General features: G+C 61.4%; 19 protein-coding genes and 1 riboswitch. Of the genes, 9 read left to right on the top strand and 10 right to left on the bottom strand.

Annotated elements, in window-relative coordinates; all coding sequences use genetic code 11:
* Positions 1–62 precede the first annotated feature (62 nt).
* Genes BQ4888_RS12630 through nspC form a run of 4 tightly spaced genes read left to right on the top strand, consistent with a single transcriptional unit; the run spans position 63 to position 3198 of the window.
* Positions 63–1259: a saccharopine dehydrogenase family protein gene (locus BQ4888_RS12630; RefSeq protein ID WP_092057620.1), complete on the top strand. Its 1197-nt coding sequence runs from the start codon at positions 63–65 to the stop codon at positions 1257–1259.
* A gap of 44 nt (positions 1260–1303) precedes the next feature.
* Positions 1304–1630: a nucleotidyltransferase domain-containing protein gene (locus BQ4888_RS12625; RefSeq protein ID WP_092057619.1), complete on the top strand. Its 327-nt coding sequence runs from the start codon at positions 1304–1306 to the stop codon at positions 1628–1630.
* Entirely contained in the window at positions 1617–2024 is a 408-nt protein-coding gene (locus tag BQ4888_RS12620) for a HEPN domain-containing protein (protein WP_170232862.1), read from the top strand. The genes BQ4888_RS12625 and BQ4888_RS12620 overlap by 14 nt, the downstream gene beginning before the upstream one ends.
* Positions 2025–2043: 19 nt before the next feature.
* Positions 2044–3198: a carboxynorspermidine decarboxylase gene (nspC, locus tag BQ4888_RS12615; protein WP_092057617.1), complete on the top strand. Its 1155-nt coding sequence runs from the start codon at positions 2044–2046 to the stop codon at positions 3196–3198.
* A gap of 82 nt (positions 3199–3280) precedes the next feature.
* On the opposite strand, the gene BQ4888_RS12610 is transcribed toward nspC, so the two are convergent.
* The 10 genes from BQ4888_RS12610 to BQ4888_RS12565 form a co-directional block, all read right to left on the bottom strand.
* Positions 3281–3478: a hypothetical protein gene (locus BQ4888_RS12610; RefSeq protein WP_092057616.1), complete on the bottom strand. Its 198-nt coding sequence runs from the start codon at positions 3476–3478 to the stop codon at positions 3281–3283.
* A gap of 87 nt (positions 3479–3565) precedes the next feature.
* Positions 3566–3644, bottom strand: a riboswitch (cyclic di-GMP riboswitch).
* Between the two features lie 72 nt (positions 3645–3716).
* A complete protein-coding gene (locus BQ4888_RS12605; RefSeq protein WP_092057615.1) occupies positions 3717–3896 on the bottom strand; it encodes a hypothetical protein in 180 nt (59 codons plus the stop codon).
* A gap of 2 nt (positions 3897–3898) precedes the next feature.
* Positions 3899–5125 (bottom strand): NADH:ubiquinone reductase (Na(+)-transporting) subunit F, encoded by a 1227-nt coding sequence (gene nqrF / locus BQ4888_RS12600; RefSeq protein WP_092057614.1) that lies wholly within the window; start codon positions 5123–5125, stop codon positions 3899–3901.
* Positions 5126–5162: 37 nt separating this feature from the next.
* Positions 5163–5774 (bottom strand): NADH:ubiquinone reductase (Na(+)-transporting) subunit E, encoded by a 612-nt coding sequence (nqrE, locus tag BQ4888_RS12595; RefSeq protein ID WP_092057613.1) that lies wholly within the window; start codon positions 5772–5774, stop codon positions 5163–5165.
* 4 nt (positions 5775–5778) lie between these two features.
* Entirely contained in the window at positions 5779–6399 is a 621-nt protein-coding gene (locus BQ4888_RS12590) for an NADH:ubiquinone reductase (Na(+)-transporting) subunit D (RefSeq protein ID WP_092057612.1), read from the bottom strand.
* Positions 6392–7168: a Na(+)-translocating NADH-quinone reductase subunit C gene (locus BQ4888_RS12585; RefSeq protein WP_092057611.1), complete on the bottom strand. Its 777-nt coding sequence runs from the start codon at positions 7166–7168 to the stop codon at positions 6392–6394. Before BQ4888_RS12585 ends, BQ4888_RS12590 begins: the two co-directional genes overlap by 8 nt.
* The gene (locus BQ4888_RS12580) at positions 7158–8318 is read right to left on the bottom strand and encodes an NADH:ubiquinone reductase (Na(+)-transporting) subunit B (protein ID WP_092057610.1); all 1161 of its coding nucleotides are present in this window, start codon (positions 8316–8318) and stop codon (positions 7158–7160) included. Before BQ4888_RS12580 ends, BQ4888_RS12585 begins: the two co-directional genes overlap by 11 nt.
* The gene (locus BQ4888_RS12575; RefSeq protein WP_240746342.1) at positions 8315–9631 is read right to left on the bottom strand and encodes a Na(+)-translocating NADH-quinone reductase subunit A; all 1317 of its coding nucleotides are present in this window, start codon (positions 9629–9631) and stop codon (positions 8315–8317) included. The genes BQ4888_RS12580 and BQ4888_RS12575 overlap by 4 nt, the downstream gene beginning before the upstream one ends.
* 19 nt (positions 9632–9650) lie before the next feature.
* The gene (locus BQ4888_RS12570; RefSeq protein ID WP_092057609.1) at positions 9651–10103 is read right to left on the bottom strand and encodes a ferritin family protein; all 453 of its coding nucleotides are present in this window, start codon (positions 10101–10103) and stop codon (positions 9651–9653) included.
* A 101-nt stretch (positions 10104–10204) separates the two neighbouring features.
* Positions 10205–10594, bottom strand: coding sequence for a DUF309 domain-containing protein (locus BQ4888_RS12565; protein WP_170232861.1), 390 nt, complete (start codon positions 10592–10594; stop codon positions 10205–10207).
* A 165-nt stretch (positions 10595–10759) separates the two neighbouring features.
* Here BQ4888_RS12565 and BQ4888_RS12560 point away from each other — a divergent pair, with 165 nt between their 5' ends.
* The 5 genes from BQ4888_RS12560 (at position 10760) to BQ4888_RS12540 (ending at position 19826) form a co-directional block, all read left to right on the top strand.
* Positions 10760–13936, top strand: a complete 3177-nt coding sequence (locus tag BQ4888_RS12560) for an EAL domain-containing protein (protein ID WP_092057607.1) — start codon at positions 10760–10762, stop codon at positions 13934–13936.
* Between the two features lie 232 nt (positions 13937–14168).
* Positions 14169–14369, top strand: coding sequence for a cold-shock protein (locus tag BQ4888_RS12555; protein WP_092057822.1), 201 nt, complete (start codon positions 14169–14171; stop codon positions 14367–14369).
* Between the two features lie 430 nt (positions 14370–14799).
* On the top strand, positions 14800–16692 hold the full coding sequence (locus tag BQ4888_RS17805) for a methyl-accepting chemotaxis protein (RefSeq protein WP_092057606.1): 1893 nt from the start codon (positions 14800–14802) through the stop codon (positions 16690–16692).
* Between the two features lie 305 nt (positions 16693–16997).
* Entirely contained in the window at positions 16998–18749 is a 1752-nt protein-coding gene (locus tag BQ4888_RS12545; RefSeq protein WP_092057605.1) for a methyl-accepting chemotaxis protein, read from the top strand.
* 105 nt (positions 18750–18854) lie between these two features.
* The gene (locus tag BQ4888_RS12540) at positions 18855–19826 is read left to right on the top strand and encodes a chemotaxis protein (protein WP_092057604.1); all 972 of its coding nucleotides are present in this window, start codon (positions 18855–18857) and stop codon (positions 19824–19826) included.
* Positions 19827–19843: the final 17 nt, after the last annotated feature.

Genomic DNA, 19843 nt, shown 5'->3' with positions numbered 1-19843 from the left:
CGGCCTGAAGGACGTGGCGTTTCTTGCCCGCCCGGGCCATCCTTGACGAACGGAGAAGAGCGATGAACAAGGTTCTGATTATCGGCGCCGGCGGGGTCGGCCAGGTCGTTACCCATAAATGCGCCCAGCGGCGCGATATCTTCAGCGAAATCACCCTGGCCTCGCGCACCAAAGCCAAGTGCGACGCCATCGCCGCGCAGATCTCCACGCCGATCGCCACCGCCCAGGTCGACGCCGACAACGTGCCGGAATTGACGGCGCTGATCCGGAAGGTGCAGCCGAAACTGGTCATCAACGTGGCCTTGCCCTACCAGGATCTGCATATCATGGATGCCTGTCTGGCGACCGGCGTCGATTACCTCGACACCGCCAACTACGAGCCGCTCGATACCGCCAAGTTCGAGTACTCCTGGCAGTGGGCCTATCAGGATAAATTCAAGCAGGCCGGGCTCATGGCCCTGCTCGGCTCGGGCTTCGACCCCGGCGTCACCAACGTCTACACCGCCCTGGCGGCGAAGAAGTACCTGGACGAGGTACAGGAGCTCGACATCATCGACGCCAACGCCGGCAGCCACGGCCAGCCCTTCGCCACCAACTTCAACCCGGAGATCAACATCCGCGAAGTGACCGCCGCCTGCCGCCACTGGGAGAACGGCCGGTTCGTGGAAACCCCGGCCCTCTCGACCAAGCGGGTTTTCGATTTCCCCGACGGCATCGGGCCGATGAACGTCTACCGCCTCTACCACGAGGAGATGGAGTCGATCGTCAAGCATATCCCGACCATCAAGAAGGCCCAGTTCTGGATGACCTTCTCGGACAACTATCTGAAGCACCTGGAGGTGCTGCAGAATGTCGGTATGACCCGCATCGACGAGGTCGAATTCCAGGGGCAGAAGATCGTGCCGATTCAGTTCCTGAAGGCTCTCCTCCCCGATCCCGGCAGCCTCGGGCCGCTGACCAAGGGCAAAACCTGCATCGGCGTCATCGCCCGGGGCCTCAAGGACGGCAAGCGCAAGCAGGTCTACATCTATAACCTCTGCGACCACGAGGCCTGCTACCGCGAGGTCAAATCCCAGGCGATCAGCTACACCACCGGCGTACCGGCGGTGGTCGGCGCCATCATGATGCTCACCGGCAAATGGCACGCCCCGGGGGTCTGGAACATGGAACAGTTCGATCCCGAGCCGTTCCTGGCGGAACTCGGCCCCATGGGCCTGCCGACGGTAGTCGTCGACGGCGGCGACTGGCCGGAGCTGTAGGCGGATATGGAGGTTTTCGGATTTTGTTCTTTAAGGATGAGTAAATGACCAAGGTTGATGACACATTGCTGCAAGAGATGACTGACCGGCTGGTCCGCACCTTCGCGCCGGAACAGGTGATTCTCTTTGGTTCCCGCGCCTGGGGCCGCCCGGATGAGGGAAGCGACGTCGATCTCTATGTGATCGTGTCGGAGAGCAGCGAGCGGCCCTTGCAGAGAGCTCGTCGAGCGTTGGCCTGTTTGAGCGGGCTGCAAGTCGCCAAGGACGTGCTGGTTCGGACCCGCGCCGAGGCGGAGAAATTTCGCGACGTGTATGCCTCCCTTGAAAGTCAGGTATTTGAAAAGGGCCGGGTTTTGTATGAACGACACTAAAGCCGAATTGACCAGAAGTTGGTTGATTAAAGCGAGCCGCGATTTGCTTTCGGCCCGGGAGTTGGCCGAGGCGGCAACGCCCCTTCTGGATACGGCGGCGTACCATTGTCAGCAGGCGGCGGAAAAGGCTTTGAAAGGATTTCTTCTTTACCACGATGTTCGCTTCGAAAAATCCCACGACCTCGAATTGCTGATTGGACAAACGGCGAATATCGACGGTCGGTTCGCGGACTATGTCGAAGCAGCCCGACTTTTGACGCCGCTGGCCGTGGAATATCGCTATCCCGGTCTCTTTGTCGAGCCGGAACCCGAGGAGTTTCGGGATGCTTTTGCCGCTGCCCGCGCTCTTTACGATTTTATCCTGGGGTTGCTGCCGCCGGGAATCCACCCCTGAGAAAGCACGAGCTGTGTCTATGGTCGGTATCGATATCGAAAAAATCCTGCAACTCGCCCCCTCCCCCGCCTATGTGGTCGATCTGGGGCGGTTGCGGCATAATCTCGCCATTCTCGATGAGGTGCAGAAACGCAGCGGAGCGAAAATCCTCATGGCGCTCAAGGCTTTTTCCATGTGGAGTCTCTTTCCCCTCATTCGCGAAACCCTGCACGGGGTCTGCGCCTCTTCCCCCTGGGAGGCCCGCCTTGGGCGGGAGGAATTCGGCCGCGAGGTGCACAGCTTCGCCGCCGCTTTTAAAGAATCCGATGTGGTGGAACTGCTCGCCATCTCCAACCACCTGGTCTTCAACTCCTTTAACCAGTTGGAACGTTTCCGGCCGCTCTGGGAGAAAGAAAAGGGGCGGGTTTCCATCGGCTTGCGGGTCAATCCCGAGCATTCCGAGGGGCATACCGCCATCTACGATCCCTGCGCCCCCAAGTCCCGTCTCGGCATCCCCCGCCGGGAGTTCGACGGGCGCTCCCTGGAGGGGGTCGAGGGGCTGCATTTTCACACCCTCTGTGAGCAGTTGTTCGAGCCGTTGGCGCGGACGGCGAAAGCCTTCGAGGAGAAGTTCGGCGCCTTTCTGCCGGGGATGAAGTGGATGAACCTCGGCGGCGGCCATCACATCACCCGCGAAGGCTACGATATCGACGGACTGGTCGAGCTGATCAAATATTTCAAGGGGAAATACGACCTGGAGGTCTATCTGGAACCGGGGGAAGCCATCGCCATCGGCACCGGCGTGCTCGTCTCCGAGGTGCTGGACGTGGTAAAAAACGAGATGGAGATCGCCATCCTCGACGTCTCCGCCACCTGCCACATGCCCGACGTGCTGGAGATGCCCTACCGTCCCGGCATCACCGGCGGTTTCGATGCCGGCGTCAAGGCCCACAGCTACCGCCTCGGTGGGCCGTCCTGCCTGGCTGGGGACGTGATCGGCGACTGGTCCTTCGCGCAGCCGCTCAAGCCCGGCGACCGCCTGGCTTTCGAGGACATGGCCCATTACACCATGGTCAAGACGACCACCTTCAACGGCATCCAGCATCCGGCCATCTGCACCTTCGAGCCGACCAGCGGTGAACTGCGAGTCGTTCGCCGTTTCGGCTACCAGGATTTCAAGGCCCGGCTGTCCTGAGCGATCCGCTCATCCTTTGATAAAAAAAGACCCCGTCTCCAGTCGGAAACGGGGTCTTTTTTTACGTAATGGGCAAGAGAAATCAGGCTTTGACGTTGATGAGCTTTCCCTTGCCGGTCATTTCGGCCAAGCTGGAATCCTGGTTTTTCCGCGGGGATTGAGCCTGCTCGATGCCTTGCATGGATTTCTGCATGACTTCGAGGGCGACCTTCGGTTGTTCGTTGGCCTTTTTCAGGATGGAAAGACCGGCCGTTGCGTTTGCTGCGCCATTCACGTTCATGGTGACCTCCTTCAAGTGCGCGGGCCCTTCCCACGAAAAAACCCGCCTGCGAATCGACGAAGGCGGGTGGGGTGGTTGCCCGTTCGATTCGGTAACCCGGCCATCCGAAACGTTCGGACCCGTGGTTTTGCGTCGCCGGGTTGCCCCGGGTTTGCCCATTCGTCGATGGATTAAGTCTATGGGAAGAGGAGGGGCGCTGTCAACAGCCGATTCTGGCCCAAAGACTACTTAACGGGATTCAAGAATGGCGCGGGGCGTCGGGGCAACGCGCCGGCCCTTCCCCGGCCGAGGCACAGCTGCAACTCTCCTTGCCGCCGCCGCAGGTGCGGCGCGGCTCGCGGCGACCGAGCAGCAGCCCGGCGGCGAGGCCGGCGAAGCTGAGCAGAAAGAGGATCAGGCTGAGGAAAAAGATCTTCATGGCTACATGCCGAAATCGTCATAGAGGATGTTTTCCCCCTCCACGCCGAGGTTTTCCAGCATATCCCGGGTGGAAAGGAGGAACATGGGCGGACCGCACAGGTAGTATTCGCACTCTTCCGGCGCCGGGTGATCCTTGAGGTACCGTTCGTACAGGACGTTGTGGATAAAGCCGGTGGGACCGTCCCACTGGTCCTCGGGCAGGGGTTCGGAGAGGGCCACGTGCCAGCTGAAATTATCGTGCTCGGCCGCGAGTTTTTCGAATTCTTCGGCATAGAAGAGCTCCGGCAGGCTGCGGGCGCCGTACCAGAAGGAAATTTTCCGAGTGCTCTCGAGGCGCAGCAGCTGATCGAAGATGTGCGAGCGCAACGGCGCCATGCCGGCGCCGCCGCCGATGAAGATCATTTCCTTGTCCGTCTCCTTGGCGAAGAAGTCGCCGTAGGGGCCGGAGATGGTGACCTGATCCCCCGGCTTGAGGTTGAAGATGTAGGAGGACATCTGCCCCGGCGGCACCTCGGGATGGCGCGGCGGCGGACTGGCGATGCGCACGTTGAGCATGATGACCCCTTTTTCCTCGGGATAGTTAGCCATGGAATAGGCTCGCTGGATCGGTTCCTTGACCGTGGAACGGTACTGCCAGAGGTCGAAGCGGTCCCACTCAGGGCGGAAGCGTTCGTCGATGTCGAAGTCGCGGTAGGCGAGTTCGTGGGGCGGCGCCTCGATCTGGATATAGCCGCCGGCACGGAAATTCACGTCTTCGCCGGGCGGGAGTTCCAGCACCAGCTCCTTGATGAAGGAGGCGACGTTGCGGTTGGAGCGCACCGTGCACGACCATTTGCGGATATCGAAGATTTCCGCCGGAAGGATCAGACGCAGGTCCTGCTTGACTCCCACCTGGCAGGCGAGGCGCGTCCCTTCCCGGGCGTCGCGACGGTTGATGTGGCCGGTTTCGGTGGGAAGGATGGCGCCACCGCCGGCGAGGACCTTGACCCGGCACTGGCCGCAGGTTCCGCCGCCGCCGCAGGCCGAGGGGATGAAGATGCCGTTGGCACCGAGGGTGGTGAGCAGTTTGCCCCCCGGCTTGACCGTCAGGGATTTGCCCGGATCGTCGTTGATGGTCAGCGTGACCTGGCCGCGCGGGGCGAGAAAGGCCCGCGCCACCAGAATCAGGACGACCAGCAGCAGGATGATGCCGGTGAAGAGAGAAACGCCGAGAATGATTTCGGTCATAACGCCATTGCCTTGGTGCCGGTGGGCGCCGTGCGCCTCACAGTTTGATGCCGGAAAAGGCCATGAAGGCCAGGGACATGAGGCCGGCGACGATGAAGGTGATCCCCAGGCCGCGCAAGCCGTCAGGAATCCGACTGTATTTGAGCTTTTCGCGGATGCCGGCGAGGCCGACGATGGCCAGTGCCCAGCCGGTGCCGCTGCCGAAACCAAAGACCAGACTCTCGCCGAAGTTGTAGTTGCGCTCGACCATGAAGAGCGAACCGCCGAGAATCATGCAGTTGACGGTGATTAGCGGCAGAAAGATGCCGAGGGCGGCGTAGAGCCGGGGCATGTGCTTGTCGAGAAAGAGTTCGAGAATCTGCACGATGGCAGCGATAACGCCGATGTAACAGATCAGTCCGAGAAAGGTCAGGTCGACCCCTTCCAGCCCGGCCCAGGCCAGCCCCCCCTCGCGCAGCAGGTAGCGGTAGATGAGGCTGTTGACCGGCACCGTGATGGTTTGCACGGCGATGACCGCCAGCCCCAATCCGGCGGCCGTCTCCACCTTCTTCGAGACGGCGAGAAAGGTGCACATCCCGAGGAAGAAGGCAAGAGCCATATTCTCGATAAAGACCGCGCGGATGAAGATGTCGAGATAGTTTTCGAGCATGGCGTCAGTCCTTCTCCACCTGTTCCGGTTTCCACGTGCGCAGCGCCCATATCAGCAGGCCGATGATGAAAAAGGCGCTTGGCGGCAGCAGCATCAGCCCGTTCGGAACGTACCAGCCGCCGCTCTGGGCGGTTTTAAGCACGGTCAGGCCGAACCAGGTGCCGGCGCCGAAGATCTCGCGCAGGCTGGCGACGACGAGCAGCACCAGACTGTAGCCGAGGCCGTTACCGAGGCCGTCGAGAAAGGCGGCGCCGGGCGAATGTTTCATGGCGAAGGCCTCGGCGCGGCCGAGGACGATGCAGTTGGTGATGATCAGGCCGACGAAGACCGAGAGCTTGCGGCTGAGGTCGGGGAGAAAGGCCTGAATCGTCTGGTCGACGATGATGACCAGCGAGGCGATGATGGTCATCTGTACGATGATGCGGATGCTGTCGGGGATCTGCCGGCGGATCAGGCTGATGATGGCGCTCGACAGGGAGACGACGCAAATGACTGCCAACGACATGACCAGGGCCGTCTCCATCCGGCCGGTGACCGCCAGGGCCGAGCAGATGCCGAGAATCTGCAGGGCGATGGGGTTGTTGTCGAAGAGGGGGCGAAAAAGGGTCTCCTTGAGTTTAGCCATGAGTGCCTCCCTCTTCGGCCAGTCGGCGCAGATAGGGACCGAAACCGTCCTCGCCGAGCCAGTAGCGCAGCAAGTTGGTTACCCCGCGCGAAGTGATGGTAGCGCCGGAAAGTCCGTCGATACGGTGGCGGGCCAGGGGGTCTGTCGCTTCGACCTTGCCCTTGAGGACTTCGATGACCGGTCGGCCCTGGGCGTCGCGCACCTCTTTGCCGGGCCACTGGGCCTGCCACGCGGGATTGTCCACCTCACCGCCGAGGCCGGGAGTTTCCCCGTGTTCGTAGAAGCCGAAACCTTTCACCGTCGTCAGGTCGGGGGCGAGGGACAGATAGCCGTAGAGGGTCGACCAGAGCCCCTTGCCGTGGACCGGCAGAATCACCTGGCTCAATGCTTCCCCGTCGCGGATGAGATAGACCTGCGCCTGACGCGCCCGGGTCTTGATCTCGGCCAGATCGAGTTCGGCGGGGATGCGATAGTTCCGCTTGGGGTCGGCGGCGGCGCGCCGGGGATTGAAACTCCAGGGATCGAGCTCCTCCCGGTAGCGGCCGTCCTCCAGTTCCACCAGCTTCACCTCGACCCGGGCATTCCAGACGGCTTCCGGGTCGTCGTCGAGTAGCCCAGCGACGGCGAGGACCTGGCGGTAGGTGTTGAGGCGGGCGTCCCGCTCCTTGATCGTGCGCAAGCCCATGGCCGCCGCCGAAACGAGCAGCGAACAGACGAAACAGACGAGAAAGGCGACCAGCAGGGTGCGGCCGACGGAATCATTGGCCATGACGGGACTTCCTTTGCCGGATGTGGGCGAGGAGCACGAAGCGGTCGATCACCGGCGCGAAGATGTTGCCGAAAAGAATGGCGAGCATCGTCCCTTCGGCGAAGAGGGGATTGAAAACTCGCACCAGAATGATCATGCCGCCAATCAGCAAGCCGTACCACCATTGACCGGTGCGGGTGAGAGCCGAGGAGACCGGGTCGGTGGCCATGAAGACCAAGCCGAAAGCGAGGCTGCCGAGCACCAGATGCCAGTGGAAAGGGAGGCCGAGCATGGGGTTGCCGTCCCCCCCGAGAAGCGTCAGCAGGCTCGCCAGGGTGAAGGCGCCGAGCAGTCCGGCGAGCATGATCCGCCAACTCGCCACGCCCGCAGCCAGCAGGATCGCGGCGCCGAGCAGGCAGGCCGCCGTCGAGGTCTCGCCGGGAGCGCCGGGGATGGCGCCCCAGAAGGCCTGACCCCAGGTCACGACGGCGCCGAGCTCCGGCAAGCCGCCGGCGGCGGCCAGGGCCAGGGGGGTGGCGCCGGTCACCCCGTCGATGGGGATATAGGCGCTGTCGGCGGCGAAACCGGCGGGATAGGCGAAGAAGAGAAAGGCATAGGCGGCCAGGGCCGGATTGATGAAGTTGCGCCCGGTGCCGCCGAAGACCTCCTTGCCCAGCACCGTGCCGAAGGAGACGCCAAGGATGATCTGCCACCAGGGGAGCGCCGGCGGCAGGATCAGAGCCAGCAGGGTCACGCTCACCAGCCAGGCGGCATTCAGCGCCTGGCGCCGGGCCCGGGAGAAGAGGGCCTCCCAGAAGAGCGCGGTGAAGGCGCAGAGAAGCAGGGTCGGCAGCAGATAAAGGGCACCGAGGAGCAAATTGGCCGCCAGGGAGGCCGGATCGTGAGCGATGCCGAGCCCCTGGAAGACCGCTTCGCGCCAGTCGAAGAGGGCCTCGATCTCTTCGGTTGCCATGGCCAGATGCATCTGGCGGCCGAGGTTCCACAGGGCCGCGACGAAGCAGGGGGTCAGGGCCAGCAGCACGGAGCCCATGATTCGGCTCAGATTGGCGTGGTCCCGAACCAGCGGGGCGTCGGTGGCTGTCGTCTCCTCATCCCGGCCAAGCAGGATGCGCAGTGCCGAGGTCGTCTCTTTCGGGTCGTTGGTCTTCATCCTTCTTTCTCAATCTCGTCCAAGACGGCGCGCAGCATGGGGCCGAAATCATTCTTGCCCGGGCAGACGAAGGAGCAGAGGGCCAGATCCTCCTCCTCCAGTTCCAGGCAGCCCAGGGCCCGCGCCTCCTCCGCGTCGCCGCAGGCGAGGGCGCGGAGCAGATAGGGAAGCATCAGGTTGAAAGGCATCACCCGTTCATAGCGGCCATGGGGGAAGATGGCCTGGGCCGTGCCGTGGCGTTCGCCGTCGAGGCTGTAGGTTTTTCCGTGCGGAAGCCAGGCCCGTAGTGGATTGAAAAAGGAGAGGCGTGGCCGGGAGCCGCCGGTGCGGGGCAGGGCGCAGACCTGCAGATGGAAGCGGCCGAGAAACGCCAGTGGGCCTTCCGCCGCGCGGCCATGCAGAACCGAACCGGCGACGATGCGCTGATCGCCGGCGACATTTTCGTCCCGCAGCAAATCGGCGCAGGAGGCTCCCAGGCAGGTGCGAACCAGGCGTGGCCGAGACATCCCCGGGCCGGCCAGGGCGATGACGCGGGCGGGGTCGAACCGGCCGCTGGTGAAGAGGCGGCCGATGGCGAGCAGATCCTGATAACCCAGGTGCCAGACCGCGCGGCCGGGGGTGATGGGGACCAGACGGTGGATGTGGGTTCCCGGCAGTCCGGCCGGATGGGGGCCGCTGAACTGCACCCGTTCGATGCCGCGCGGCACGACCGGTTCCGGGCCCGGACCAAGGCAGAGGTAGAGGGGGCCGTCGGTCAGGTGACGTAAGACTCGCAGGCCGATGCGGAAATCGTCCTGCCTTTCGGCGATGATGAGACGGGGATCGGCGGCCAACGGCTGGGTGTCGATGGCGGTGACGAAGAGGGCGTCGGGCACCTGGTCGGGCAGAGGCGCCTTGCCAAAGGGACGTACCCGTAGGGCGGTCCAAAGTCCCGAGGCGAGCAGGTTGTCGATGACCTGTGCGCGGCTGAGGCGGTCGAGTTCCTCCTCGGCGAAGGTCGCGAAGCGTTCCTCCTCTTCCCCTTCCAATTCGATCTCCACCGCCAGCAGTACGCGCTTGTCGCCGCGATGAACGGCCGTCACCCGCCCGGCGCCCGGCGCGGTGTAGCGGATGCGCTCGTCGCGGCGGTCGCAAAAGAGGGGCTGGCCGAGGCGCACCCGATCTCCCTCGGCGACGGACATGGAGGGGCGCAGCCCTGGGTAGTCGGGGCCGAGCAGGGCGACACGGCCAATCGTCGGGCCGTCGGCGAGGCGTTGTTCCGGAGCGCCACTCAGGGGGAGGTCGAATCCTTGTTTCAGGCGGATATGTTTCACGGGTTTTGTCCCTTATCTTTCACAGATCGAGCAGGCCGAGGGCGCCGCGCATCAACTTCTGCTTTTCCTTCATCTCTTGCCCCAGAAGGTTGATGAAAATTTCCCGGGCCTCGCCCGAAGGGGACTGTTCGATCATCTCCTGGTAGAACTCCAGCAGCTTCTCATCCAGGCGGAAGGCGAGATCGAAGGCTTCGTCGAAGTCTTTCGGCGGTTGCAGGCGGGCGGCGTCGAGGGGGAGCAAGATGTCCTGGTCGTGGCTGTATTTGAACCAGCTGTTCAGAACCCGGGGGGTGAGGTCGCCGATCACGCCGCGCAGGTTGTCGGCCTGTTTCGCCTCGTGGCGCCGCAGATAGTCGAGGAGCATCACGACACGCGGATCAGCCTGCTCCAGCAACTCACCATAAAGTTGCTCCGCGAGTCGGTGAAAACGCTCTACATGGAGCAGCGCATCCCGGGTTTGCTCAAAGCGCATGTCAACTCCTGTTGATCAATTTTATCCCATGAAAGGTCGAAAATCGCTCTCATTATACCGCGCCGCCGGTGCTTGTCCACCCGGGCGGGCCCAAAACGGCACTACTCTTTTTCTCCGGTCCGGCTTAGGCCGGGCCGTCGATCGTCGGTCAGGGGCGGTGGTCCGGCGGGGCTCTCCAGAATTTCGAGCAGGCCCGCCACGGCGGCGCTCAGTCCGGCCAGGTCAAGACCAAGGGCCACGGGGAGAAAGGGACGCAGCAGCTCATCCCCGCGGCGCAGGAGGATGCGGGCGCCTCGGTGATTGCCCCGCTGCCAGTGCAACAGGCCGATGCCGATCTGCAATACCCCCTGGTAGACGGCGCGGATCGGGCCGGGTTCGTCCTGCCAGAGCACTTCCAGGGTTTCGTGGCAGCTAAAGTAGGCGCCTTCGTTGAACTGGCGGACCGCCGCCAGCAGCGTGGACGAAGGGGAGGAGGACGGAGTGGAGGGCATGATCTTTTTCCTTGGCGCGAGGCGGTTGCAAAGTCTGTGCTCGGAAAGCTTAACTGATTTGCGAGGGGCTTTCATCCCTCCGGAGAGATTTTTTGGCCAGAGACGGCAGGAGAGAGAGAAAATGAACGATTCTTGCATGCAGGGCTTGGTGGGCCGGTTTTTTTCATGAAACGTCAAAAGGATGACAAGGTTTCTTTGATGATCCTCCGCGGATTAATAATCCTCTTGCTGCTGTTGTTTGTCGCGCCGGATTTCGCCGTAGCCGCTCGCACGGTTCGCGTCGGGATCTTCGACAACCTGCCGATGGCGGCCTGGGATCGTGAATCCGGGCAGGCGCGGGGGATTTTCCCCGAGCTGCTGGAGGAGATCGCCCGACGCGAAGATTGGCTTCTGGAATATCGGCCCGGAACCTTTACCGACTGCTTCGCCTGGCTCGAAGAGGGCGCGGTCGATCTGGTCACCGGCGTTGGCTACAGCGAAGAACGGGACTGGCTCTACAATTTTTCCCGGGAATCGGTCCTTTCCAACTGGGGGCAGTTGCTGACCCGGCCGGGGGCCAAGATCGACTCTTTTCTCGATCTGCAAGGGAAGACCGTGGCGATCGTTCCGAGCAGCATCTTCGCCACCGGTCCCAACGGCTTGCGGGAGCTGGCGCGGAGGCTGGAAATCGAGGTGAAGTTTCTCGAAGTCGCCGATATGTCCGAGCTTCTGCCGGCGGTTATTGATGGGCGTGCCGACGTCGCCCTGGCCAACCGCTTTTTTCTCGACCGTCTTGCCGGCGACTATCGCTTGAAAAAAAGCCCGGTCCTGGTCAGTCCCATCGAGTTGCGTTTCGTCTTTTCCCTGGACGCCGACGAATCCCTGCGGCACGCGGTCGACCGCCATCTCGCGGCGCTGAAGGCCGAACCCGACTCCCTCTACTATCGCAGCCTGGCCCACTGGATCAAGGAAGATTCTGTGGTGACCCTACCCGCCTGGCTCTTGCCGACGGCGTTCGGGGCGGCGGGCCTGCTGGTGCTCCTTGCCGGGTTCGCGCTGGCGACCCGTTTCCAGGTGCGGCGTAAAACCCAGGAACTGGTTCTGCGCGGCGAAGAGCTGCAGCGCGAAATCACCGAACGCCAACGGGCCGAAATCGCGGCGCAGGGGCATATGATCCGCTATCGCGGCCTCTTCGAGGGGGCCGCCGTATCGATTTGGGATGAGGATCTGCGCGGCGTGCGGCGGGCGCTTTCAGCGTTGCGTGCCGAGGGGATTGCCGATCTGCGCGCTTTTCTGGCGGAACATCCAGAGAAAATCCTGGAGTTGGCCGGGGAAATTCAGGTCAACGACGTCAACGAAGCCAGTCTCAGGATCTTCCGCGCCCCTGGTAAAAAGGAGTTGATCGCCGCCCTGTCGCAAACCTTCGTCGAAGAGTCTCTGCCGGTCCTGGCCGAAGCGCTCTGTGCCCTGTGGGCAGGGGCGGAGAGCTTCAGCGCCGAGGTCGCCATGCGTGCTCTCGATGGCACGCGCCTGACGACCTTCATCTCCCTGCCGATCCCCCATGACGAAGAGGCCTGGAGCCAGGTGTCGGTGAGTATTCTCGATCTCACCGACTACCAGGAAACGCGCAAGACCCTCCGGCAACTGGAGCGGCGGCACCAGACCCTGGTGGAGCATTCGCCGGTCGGCATCTTCTACGCCGATCGCTGGGGGAAATGCTCCTATATCAACCGGCGCGGCCTCGCTATGCTCGGCATGGTCCAGGAATCTGCCCTGGGGGACGGCTGGCTCGCCGCCGTCCATTACGAGGACCGACCACGGGTTGAAGAGGCTTGGCGGCGAGCCTGCGAAGCCTGTTTTCCCTTCAAGGAAGATTTCCGTTTCGATCGCGGCAACGGCTCGTTGGCCTGGGTTATGGGGGAAGCGGTGCCGGAACGGGATGAGGCCGGAGAGACGATCGGTTATATCGGCACCCTCGCCGAAATCACTGACCGTATTGCCGTCGAGGAAAGTCTGCGGCGGAACGAAGAGCGTCTGCAGTACATCGCCCATCACGATCAGGTCACCGGCTTGCCCAATCGGGTGCTCTTCCATAGTCATTTGCGGCGGGCGATCGCTGAAGTCCAGCGCTCCGGACGAATGGCGGCCATTCTCTTTCTCGATCTCGACCGCTTCAAAACGATCAACGATTCCTTAGGGCATGAAATCGGCGACCAGGTGCTGCGGGAGGTTTCTGCCCGTCTCAGCGCCTGTATCCGCAAGTCCGACCTAGTCGCCCGGTTCGGCGGCGACGAATTTGTCATCCTCCTCGAAGACCTGCGCGAACTCAAAGATATCGCCCATATCGCCGAGAAGATTCTTCGTTCCCTGCCGCCGCCCATCGCCATCCCCCCCCATGTGCTGCATGTCACCACCAGTATCGGCATCGCGCTCGTCCCGGCCGACGGGGAGGATGTTGACGGACTGATGAAGGCCGCCGACGTCGCCATGTATCGGGCCAAGGAGCAGGGGCGCAACAATTTCCAGTTCTATACGCCGGATATGAACTTCCGCGCCGGCGAACTGCTGATGCTGGAAACGGAGCTGCGCAAGGCGATCGACGAGGATCAGCTGGTCCTCCATTACCAGCCGCAGGTGCATATGGCCAGCGGCGCCCTGGTCGGCATGGAGGCACTGGTGCGCTGGCGCCATCCCGAGCAGGGGATGGTTTCCCCCGGCGACTTCATCCCCCTGGCCGAGGATTCGGGGCTGATTCTGCCTATCGGCGTCTGGGTGCTGCGGACCGCCTGCGCCCAGAATCGCGCCTGGCAGGAGATGGGCCTGCCGCCGATCCGTGTCTCCGTCAATATTTCGGCCCGGCAGTTCCGGCAGATCGAATTGGTGCGCACGGTCGAGCGGATTCTTGCCGAGACCGGGCTCGACCCCGCCTGGCTGGAGCTGGAGATCACCGAAAGTTCCATCATGTACGATATCGAGGCGGTCATTCAGATTCTTCAAGAGCTCAACGCCATGGGCGTGCGTCTGGCCATCGACGACTTCGGTACCGGCTATTCCTCTTTGAGTTACCTCAAGCGCCTGCCGGTTTCGACCCTGAAGATCGACCAGTCCTTCGTGCGTGACATCACCACAGACCATAATGACGCCGCCATCGCTACCTCGGTCATCGCCCTGGCCCGTAGCATGGGGCTGGAAGTCATCGCCGAAGGGGTCGAGGCCCCCGAGCAGATGGCTTTTCTTCAGCAGAGAGGCTGCTATCGCGGGCAGGGGTACTACTTCAGTCGCCCCCTCGCGGTCGAAGAGTTCACCGCCTGGTATCGCCGGGCCGCGGTCAAGCCGGAGGAACTTTCCGCAGTGGAGGGATAATGATCATCTTTTTTTCGGAGATTGCCGGAAAAAGGTTGCGTTTTGTCAGAGGGGCGTGCTAGTGTTCAAAAACTTAGAAAAGTTCGCGCAGGTTTTTGGTCCACCGAAACGGCGAGGTGTCGCTTCGGAATAAAACACGCAGACCCTTCTTGGTCTGCTTTTTTGCTTTCAGGGCAAAGGACCGCGCGACATGTACGCTTCCCGATCGGGAGCGTCAAGGATGGAGAAAATCATGGCAGAAGGTACGGTAAAGTGGTTCAACGACGCAAAGGGTTTCGGCTTCATCGAGCAGGATAACGGGCCGGACGTTTTCGTTCATTTCTCCGCGATCCAGGGCGACGGCTTCAAGTCCCTCGCTGAAGGCGATCGCGTGAGCTTCGAAGTCACCCAGGGCCAAAAAGGGCCTCAGTCCAATAACGTGCGGCGTATCTGATCACCGATTCGCCACGCCTGTTAAGAAAAAAGCCCCCGCGAACATTCGCGGGGGCTTTTTTCTTACCGGGAATGCAGCTTTTCCCGGTGAAATCTTGTTTCAATTCTCGTTTCTTCCCGCCCTCCTCTGGTTCGATTCCATCCCCCTCCCGTCAAAAAAATGGTGTTTTTCTGTCGAAAAACTGACCGGTTCCGTTCTTGCCGTCATTCCACGCCGGTTTTCATTTCCGCCATTACGAAAAAGAGATCAGTGAAATGGCGGAATTTCCCGGGGAATGGAGTCTTTTCAGGGTTTTTACTGAAGCGGACAGGGATATTTGCTGAATTTCTGCACTGGGAATGTTTTATGCAAACAGTGTTTTCGTCAGCGATAAAACTCCGAATGCCAAGTAATTAAGTTTTGTTAATCGCTTCTTCAGGAGACTCCCCCCATGTTCGCTGATGCCGCTCCAAAACGTCGTTGGAACATCTTCTGTAAAATGATCCTGATCAGCGTGGTGGGCCTGGGTGGGCTTCTGGTTCTGGGGGGGATCGGTTACCGGATCAGTGCCCAGTTGACGGTGACCGCGACCGACTCGCTGCGCCAGGTAGGGGAGGCCCGGGCGGCTTACGCGCGAACGACGGAAGCGGCCTTGCGCAGCGAGGAGGAGGCGCGTCTGCTCAGTCGCTTCAACGAAGAGCTGATCGCCTTGCAGCAGCTGGTGGTGGAGGGGACCAACGGACACAAACCAGAAGTGACCGAGGAATCGATCCTCCAGGCGGCGCGGGATCTGGCCGCGCGGGCGGAGATGGTGAAAACTATCCCTGGCGCCGAGCAGGTTGTGCCCGGCACCAAAGACTTGACCCTGGGCCGGCAGGTGGCGGAAAACTTCAATGACATCGCTGTTCTGCTCGAATATGAACTGCCGGAAATCTTTGCCGCCGAACGGGGGAGCGAGGAGTTCGTCCGCAAGCAGGGAGCGACGGTGGTCGCCATGACCGGCATGTATTGGTTCATCTCCCGCACCCTCGGCAGCCTGTCCGAGCAGATCGGCGCGCGGGTCGCGGAAAACCGCCTGGAATTGGAGCGGGTCACAGTCGAGGCGGAACGCATTGCCCAGGCCGCTCAGACCCAATTAAGGGATGAGGCTCGCGCGGCCCGCTTGTTGCTGCTGGTTTCCTTCCTGCTGACCGTCGTCTTGGTGGCCGTGCTCTTCATCCGTTTCGCCCGGGACATCCTCGCCCCCCTGAAAAAGACCGTCGCCATGGCCGAAGCCTTGAAAAATGGCCGGGTTCATGCCCGGCTCGACGTGGGTCGGCGCAACGACGAGTTCAGCGACATGGCGCACGCCTTGAACGATTTTGCCGAGGATCTTGAAAAGGAGGTCGTGGGCGCCTTGCAGGCCATGGCTGCCGGTCGGCTCGATGCACAAGTCCGGCCCGTTGATGAAGAGGACAGGGTGCGCCAGGCCCTGGAAAAAACCTTGGCGGATATGAACGGCGTCCTTGGGGAAATTCAGACGGCTTCGGTCCAGATCAACGCGGCCAGCGCCCAGGTCGCCGACTCCAGCCAGGATCTCTCGGAAGGGGCGAGCACCACCGCCAGTTCCTTGGAGGAAATTTCCGCCTCGCTCAACGAGTTGACGGCGCAGACCCGACTGAACGCCGACCACGCCGCCGAGGCCCATCTTCTCGCCACCGAGGCACGGGATTTCGCGCAAAAGGGCAATGGCCGGATGCGCGACATGGTCGCGGCGATGAGCGAGATCAACGCTGCCGGCCAGAACATTTCGCGCATTATCAAGTCGATCGATGAAATCGCCTTTCAGACCAACCTGCTCGCTCTGAACGCGGCGGTCGAGGCGGCCCGAGCCGGCCAACACGGCAAGGGCTTCGCGGTGGTCGCCGAGGAGGTGCGCAACCTCGCGGCGCGCAGCGCCAAGGCCGCCCAGGAGACGGCCGAACTGATTGCGGGATCGGTGGAGAAAACGCGCAACGGTTCCCGCATCGCTGATGAAACGGCGTCGGCTTTTGCCGAAATTCTCGACGTGGTGGGCAAGGTCAGTGATCTGATCGCCGAAATCAAGGCGGCCTCCAGCGAGCAGGCGGAGGGGATCAATCAGGTCAATTTAGGTCTGGGTCAGATTGATGGCGTCACCCAGAAAAATACCGCCACCGCCGAGGAGAGCGCGGCCGCCGCCGAGGAACTGTCGTCCCAGGCTCAGCAGTTGCGCCAAATGCTGGCGCGGTTTGTTCTGTGTCACCGGCCTGGTCCAGGCGCAGGAACCCGGATGTTGGCTCCGGGAACGCAGCCGCTGTTGGATTCGGGCTGGTCTTCGCGATAGGAAGGGGGGCCGTATTGACGGGGTACGAACAAATTTTTGACAGATATTATATTTGATTCTCTCGAATAGCTCGATTGCCGACGGCTTGAATATAATCAGCCATCGCTTCTGTTGATAAGGCACCAGAATACTTACGGTGGCAATCCGATTGATTTCTTGATGTTTTTTCTGGCTGAAACAGCTTGCGATGTTCTCATTTGCTTTTTTGGGGGATTGTTTAGCGCTATGGTATGTTAATTGCTTTTCATTCTCCCCAGTGTCGAAGTGTTTCGCGGGTTCGGGCCAGAAAAAGAGGAGATTGCCTTATGTCATTGAACAGGAACAGTATTCAAGCGAAGGTCGGCGGTTTTCTATCGTTGGTGCTGGCGGCGGTCTTTATCGTCAGTACCCTGGTTGGCACTTGGCGCAGCAATCTCCTGCTGGAGGCCAGCGGCAAGGATACCCTGACGACCTTGCGGGAAGGGGTTCAGGATCAGGCGCGCAGTGTCTTCGCCAGTTTGGAGGCGGGGACCGCCGGTTCTCTCGAACGAGGAGAGATGGATGTTTTCGATGAGTTGATTGAAAATCTGGGAAAGGTGCATGGCGTCCTGGAGGTCGGCTTGACCGACCCGCAAGGCACTATCCACTATACCAGCGACCCGGCCAGGAAAGGGAAGATGACGGAGTATACCGGCCTTGCCGGAACCTCGTCCGAGGTCGTGCAGCAGGAAGAGGGCGATGCCCTTTTGGTCATGCGGCCCCAGATCATGGAGGCAAAGTGTCTGGAATGTCATGATGACGCCAAGGTGGGGAGCGTGTCGGGCATACTTTATGTGCGGTTCACCCTTGAGAAACTGCGCCAAGGGGAGCAGCGGGTCGCCGCCGCCTTGAGCGAAGCGCGCCAGGACAGCCTGTTGACCGGGGTTGTCACCGGCGTGGGCGGTCTGCTGGCGGCCACCCTCGGCGTTATACTGTTGTTGGGGCGCATGGTGCGGCAGCCGCTGGAGCGTTTGGTCCATATCATGACGGAATTGGGCAAGGGGCATCTGGGCCAGCGCCTCCATCTGCACCAGAAGGATGAAATCGGTCAGATCGCCGCATCGATCGATGACTTTTCCGAGACCCTGGAAAAGGAAATTGTCGGGTCTTTGACAAAATTGGCGGCCGGAGATTTGAGTTTTGAAGTGCATCCCCACGATCAGCAGGACGTCATTCGTAATGCTCTGAAAAAAATGGGGCAAGATCTCAATGGAGTGATGTCTCAGATCCAGGTGCTTGGGGATCAGATCAACTCGGGGAGCTTCCAGGTGTCCGATGCCAGCCAGTCCTTATCCCAGGGCGCGACCGAATCGGCCGCGTCGCTGGAGGAAATCACCAGCACCATGCATGAAATGGGTTCACAGACAAGCCGTAACGCCGAAAATGCCGGCCAGGCCAGCAAGCTGGCGGAACAGGCCCGCCAGTCAGCGGCAGGGGGCAACGCCCATATGATGGAAATGATCGAGGCGATGGCCGAAATCAACGCTTCCAGCCAGAATATCTCCAAAATCATCAAGACGATCGACGAAATCGCCTTCCAGACCAATCTTCTGGCGTTGAACGCGGCGGTGGAAGCTGCCCGGGCCGGTCAGCACGGCAAGGGTTTCGCGGTGGTTGCCGAAGAGGTGCGGAACCTGGCGGCGCGCAGCGCCAAAGCTGCCCGGGAGACCGCGGATCTGATCGAAGGTTCGGTCACGAAGGTTACCTCCGGTTCCCAGATCGCCGACAAGACGGCCGAGGCGCTTGGCGAAATCGTCGGTGGCATTGGCAAGGTGACCGATCTCGTCGCCGAGATCGCCGCGTCCTCCAATGAACAGGCGCAAGGCATCTCGGAAATCAACATCGGGCTCGGTCAAATCGATCAGGTAACCCAGCAGAACACCGCCAACGCCGAAGAGAGTGCCGCCGCTGCCCAGGAACTCGCTTCCCATGCCGCACATATGCAAGAGATGCTGCGGCGGTTCAAGATTAAAGGCGATGCGGGGAGATCCTCTTCCAGCGGACGGTCTCCGTCCCTGGTTCTGGGGTATGACGAGTAGTCGCCGCAGGCGGAACGGTTTGTCCTTTCGGGGAGGGGTAATCGCACCCCTCCCATTTCTTTCCGGCTGAACGTCCTTCACGGGCGTTCGAAGAGGAGTCGCGCAATGAGCACGGTAGCGGAAAAGCAGGGTATTCTTCTGGAAAGCGGAACCAACGAGATCGAACTCATCGAATTCTATCTCGGCTCCCAATCTTTCGGCATCAACGTTCACAAGCTGCGGGAGATCATCCCCTACGACGAAGCCAAGACCACCATCCTGCCGGAAAGCCCGCCGTCGGTGGTCGGTACCTTTCTGGTGCGCGGCAACACCATCCCCCTCATCGACCTCAATGTCCACCTGCGCCGCAACCCCGGTGAGGCGGCGCCGACCGCCGGACGCCAGGTAGTGCTGGTCTGTGAATTCAATCGCTGTGTCAACGGCTTTCTGGTCGACGGCGTGAATCAGATCCACCGGGTTTCCTGGAAGCAGATCCAGCCACTGTCCGCCTTCATCGGCCGCTATCGGCCCCGTTTCACCGGCAGCTTCGAGATCGACGGCCGCGAGATCCTCATCGTCGATCTCGAACATATCGTCGCCGAACTCGACCCCGAGGCGGGACTCTCCTACACGGCTCCGGAAGCGGTCCCTGTTTCAGCGCCGACGGAACTCAGCCTGGAAGAACGGCGCGGCCAATGTCGCCTCTTTATGGCCGAGGATTCGGCCATCATCCGGGAGAGCATCCTGCGCATTCTCCACTCTTCGGGTTACACGCAGATTTGTGCCTTTGTCGACGGCGAGGCCTGTTACGATGAAATTCTCGTGCGCAAGAAAAATCTGAAGAACGGCGACGGCGGTGAGGATCAACTCTTCGACCTGCTGATTTCCGATATCGAGATGCCCAAGCTGGACGGTCTGACCCTCTGCCGCCGGGTCAAAGAGGACCCCTTGCTCAAGCACATCCCGGTGATCATGTTCTCCTCGCTGATCACCGAACAGATGGTCTTCCATTGCCAGCAGGTCGGCGCCGACGGTTACATCAGTAAGCCGCAGATCACCGAGCTGGTGGCGATGATCGACGGTTACCTGCTGAAATAGTCCTGCGCGCCCCAGGG

The sequence above is a fragment of the Desulfuromonas acetexigens genome (assembly GCF_900111775.1).
Classification (GTDB): domain Bacteria; phylum Desulfobacterota; class Desulfuromonadia; order Desulfuromonadales; family Trichloromonadaceae; genus Trichloromonas; species Trichloromonas acetexigens.
Note: the sequence above shows the minus strand (reverse complement) of the source record. Positions and strands in the feature narration are given on the sequence as shown.